The organism is Gemmatimonas sp. (assembly GCF_044345575.1).
Lineage (GTDB): Bacteria > Gemmatimonadota > Gemmatimonadetes > Gemmatimonadales > Gemmatimonadaceae > Gemmatimonas.
On the sequence record NZ_JBIJAW010000287.1, the window covers coordinates 1 to 4,180 of the forward strand.

Below are 4,180 nucleotides of genomic sequence, written 5' to 3' on the forward strand. Positions count from 1 at the left end.
CGAGCTCACCGAGCATCGTGAGGACACAAAGAACCACGAAAGCATTTGCTGTTCTCCATGCCCTCACCCACCTCGGTGATCTCCGTGTTCACGCGTCCCCCCGGCCAAGCCAGCCGTCCTCAAGGTTGGAACGCGTCCACACCGAGCTCACCGAGCATCGTGAGGACACAAAGAACCGCGAAAGCATTTGCTGTTCTCCATGCGCTCACCCACCTCGGTGATCTCCGTGCTCGCGCGTCCCCCCCGCGCACCCCAGAAATGCCGCGGCCCGTCCGCGAATTCGCGCCCATGAATTAGCTTCTTGCCACCCGGAACCACCGGGTCACCACCTTGAGGCCCAGGAGACGGGATGCGGGAGAAGCTCACCACGCTGCGGATCGACGCCCTCGCGCGACGGATCCGGTCGCCCTTCCATCGCACAGGAGCCACGTTCGCGGTGCGACACCTCCCCGTCATCGCCGTCGTCCTGAGCCACGCCCTCGGCGTACCGCTCGCCGCGCAGGACCGGGCCGCGCGCACCGACGCGGCGCAGAGCCCTGGGGCGCGCGGCCTCCTCATCGGCACGGTCGTCGATGCCATCGGCAGACCCATGCCCGATGTCGACATCTACCTCGCCCGCGCCGGGCAGCGCGCCCGTACCGATGCGCGCGGCGTGTGGCGCATCGCCGACCCGCCGGCCGGGCCGCAGGTCGTGGTCGCCCGCAGCATCGGGTACGTGCCGTTCGTGCGTGAGGTCGTGGTCGGCAGTGCCGCCAACGACTCCGTGCACCTGCTGCTGCGGCGCTATCCGCGCACGCTCACCGCCGTGGAGATCACCGCACGGACGAACGCGGCCGCGGCCAATGCGGAGGTGCTCGCCGAGCGGCTCATGCAACTCAAGGTCGGGGCCGGGCGGCTCTACACCCGGGAGCAGATTCTCGAGCAGCGACCGTACTCCATCGCGGAGCTCATTCAGGGAGTGCCCGGAATCGTGGTGCGGCGGGGACGATCCGAGCAGGAACGCGGCCTGGTCATCGCCACCTCGCTCCGGGCCGGCACCGGGATCATGAACCCGAACGCCGACGGCTCCGGGTGCCCGCTGCAGTTCTATCTGGACAACACGCCCATCGAGAACGACGGCGTCGGCCAGCTCGACCCGATGTCCTTCCGGAGCGTCGAGGTCTACCCCAATACCGTGCTCCTCCCGGGGCTCCCGATGCGCCCCGACCGCTGCGGCGCCATCATCATCAATACCATGCGGCGGTAGCCAAGGGGGAGGGACGGGCGGACTGCCGTATTTGGCGTGCTGAACAGGACTGGCGGAGTTGTGGTCCGTACGTAGTTTGGGCGTGCGCAATCATCCCTTTGGGGACGATCGCGCTCCCCCCTCCACTGCACGACGGACGCTCCCGCATGCCTCTCACTCCCCGTCTGCTGTCCCACAGCGCCGCTGCCGTGCTCGCAGCAGCGCTCTGGCTCCCATCGCTCGCCGAGGCGCAGCCGTCTCGGCCCGCCGCCCCCGCCACCCCTAACGGCACGGCGGCCCGCCGCGCCCGCATCTCCGGGGTGGTCACCGATGTCGCCACGGGGCAGCCGCTGCCCGGCGTCAACATCTTCGTGGTGGGGACCCCCATCACGGCGAGTACCGGACCGGATGGCCGATTCGCCATCCCCAGCGCCCCCGTCGGCATTTTTCCGGTTGAAGCGCGGCGCATCGGGTACGGCGCGCAGCGCGTCGACAATGTCCGGCTTATCGCCGACAGCGTGGCCACCGTCACCTTCAAGCTCTCCGTCGCCGCCACCCGCCTCGATCAGGTGACCGTGGCCGGTACGATGGACGCCACCTCGGTGGCCAAGTCCACCATCTCGGTGGAAAAGATCACCAGCGAGAACATCCCGATCCCGCCGACCGGTTCGGCTGCCGGCATCCTCGCCGGTAAGGTGGCCGGCGTGGCGATCACCCGCCCCAGCGGCGCACCCGGGTCGGGCGTGAACATCGTGCTGCGCACGCCCATCTCCGGCATCACCGAAGGCGGATCGGCCCCCGCCCCGCTCTTCGTGGTCGACGGCGTCTTCCTCAATCAGGGGCAGAGCGTCACCACGCAGGACATCGAAGCGATGGACATCGAGTCCATCGAAGTGATCAAGGGCGCGGCGGCCGCCTCGCTATACGGCTCCCGCGCCGCCGCCGGCGTGATCGCCATTACCACCAAGCGTGGCCGCGGCCTCGCGCTCGGTGCGAACCAGTTCCAGGTGCGCGTGGAACAGGGCACCGACCAGTTCCAGACCAATCTCCCCAAGAACCAGTTCCACGCCTTCCGACAGGATGAGCAGGGGCGCTGGCTCGATGCCAACAATGCCGTGGTGCCGCGCGCCCAGCGGGCGCTCACCCAGTACGGCTTCATGGATCAGCCGTTCCGGGGCCAGACCTACGATCACGCGGCCCTCTTCTTCCGCCCCGGCAACTTCAACACGCAGCAGATCCAGGTGCAGGGGAACAGCGCGGCGACCAACTACAACCTCGCCTACACCCGCAACGGCAACCCCGGCATCCTCGAGAACAACGAGGGGTACACCCGCCACTCGCTGCGCCTCAACATCGACTCGCGTCTCAGCGAGAAGGTGACCGTCGGGTTGTCCATGAACCACACGCGCGGCGTGCAGGACGTGTCCGCCCCCTCGTTCAACAACTTCTACCGCATCGACACGGACGTGAACCTGCGGGAAGTCGCCCCCTTCCCCGCGGTGAACGGCTTCCCGTACGTGATCGTCCCCGACTCGGTCACGCTCTACACCAACCCGCTTTACACGCAGTACATCGCCGACAACGTCGTGGAGCGCTCGCGCACGCTGCTCAACGCCAACGGCAGCTTCCGCCCCACCAGCTGGCTCTCGCTCTCGGCCGACGCCAACTACGACCGCGGCGACAACAACCAGACCAGCTATACGCCCAGGGGCACACCGCTCGTCACCAGCACGGGCGGTCTCAACCCCAGCCTTGGCAGTCTCTTCGTCAGCAACACCGGTAACGGCGGCTGGATCTTCACCGGCACGGCGTCGGCGGTGAAGAGCATCTCCGACCTCACCATCCGGCTCTCGCAGCGCGGTGAAGCCCGCCGCGAGGTGAACAACAACCTGGCCACCACGGGCACGCAGTTCTCCACCGAAGGGCTCAAGGCCATGTCGCAGGCCACGGTGCGCACCACCACCAACAGCCTCACCGACTACCGCGTGCTGGGCTCGATCACCAGCCTCGGCCTCTCCTTCAAGGAGCGCTACATCGGCGACTTCCTCGTGCGTCGCGAAGGAAACTCGCTGTTCGGGCGCGCCAACCGCTGGAACACCTTCGGCCGCGCCTCGGCCGCGTGGCTGCTCAGCGAAGAGTCGTGGTTCCCGCTGCAGAACTTCAACGTCTTCAAGCTGCGCTACAGCTACGGCGTAACGGGGCTCAACCCCGGATTCTCAAACCAGTACGAGTCCATGAGCTCCGACGGGACCGGCGCCATCCGGCGCAGCTCCCTCGGCAACGTGAACATCTCCCCCACCTTCACGAAGGAAGAGGAGCTCGGCCTCGACGTCGCGTACAAGTCACGGATCTCCGGCACCGTCACCTTCGTGCGCAACGCCAGCCGCGATGTGTTCGTGAACATCCCGGCACCGGCCGTGACCGGCTACCAGGTGCAGGTCACCAACCCGGCGCACATCGGCGGACGCATTCTGGAAGCCACGCTGCAGGGCGCCATCCTCACGAACCCCAAGGGGCTCCGCTGGGATGTGCTGTTCACCGCCGACAAGGCGTGGCTGTACACCAAGCGCTTCGGCCGCACCTGCTTCGACGACGGCCTGCAGTACAAGTGCGACACCACCCCCATCAGCGAGATGTGGGGGAACATGATCATCGAGAATCCCTCGCAGCTCCCCGCCGTTCACCGCAACTCGCTCAACCAGTTCGTGGTCAACAACGAGGGCTACGTGGTCCCCGTGGGCGCCGGCAACACGTGGCGCGACGGTGTGGCCAAGAACCTCTGGGGGACCACGCTCAACATCGATGGCGTGAACTACCGGTGGGGACACCCCATCCCGCGGCGTACCGACGACGGCGTGCTCTGGTACGGCAAGATCGGCGACTCCAACCCGGGGCTCCGGTTCGGCTGGCAGAACAACTTCCGCTATCGCGACTTCCGCCTCTTCATCCAGACCA

2 protein-coding genes are annotated in these 4,180 nt (G+C 67.2%); both read left to right on the forward strand.

All coding sequences use genetic code 11. From position 1 onward, the window contains the following. The first annotated feature begins 349 nt into the window (after window positions 1-349). Entirely contained in the window at window positions 350-1,246 is an 897-nt protein-coding gene (locus ACIQ6O_RS13705; RefSeq protein ID WP_396208348.1) for a carboxypeptidase regulatory-like domain-containing protein, read from the forward strand. Window positions 1,247-1,392: 146 nt separating this feature from the next. Beyond that, the coding region (locus tag ACIQ6O_RS13710; RefSeq protein WP_396208349.1) for a carboxypeptidase regulatory-like domain-containing protein at window positions 1,393-4,180 on the forward strand (2,788 nt) is incomplete at its 3' end.

Bases quoted from the DNA above. Each gene is read 5' to 3' on its own strand.
- ACIQ6O_RS13705 (WP_396208348.1), top strand. From the start codon at position 350: ATGCGGGAGAAGCTCACCACGCTGCGGATCGACGCCCTCGCGCGACGG.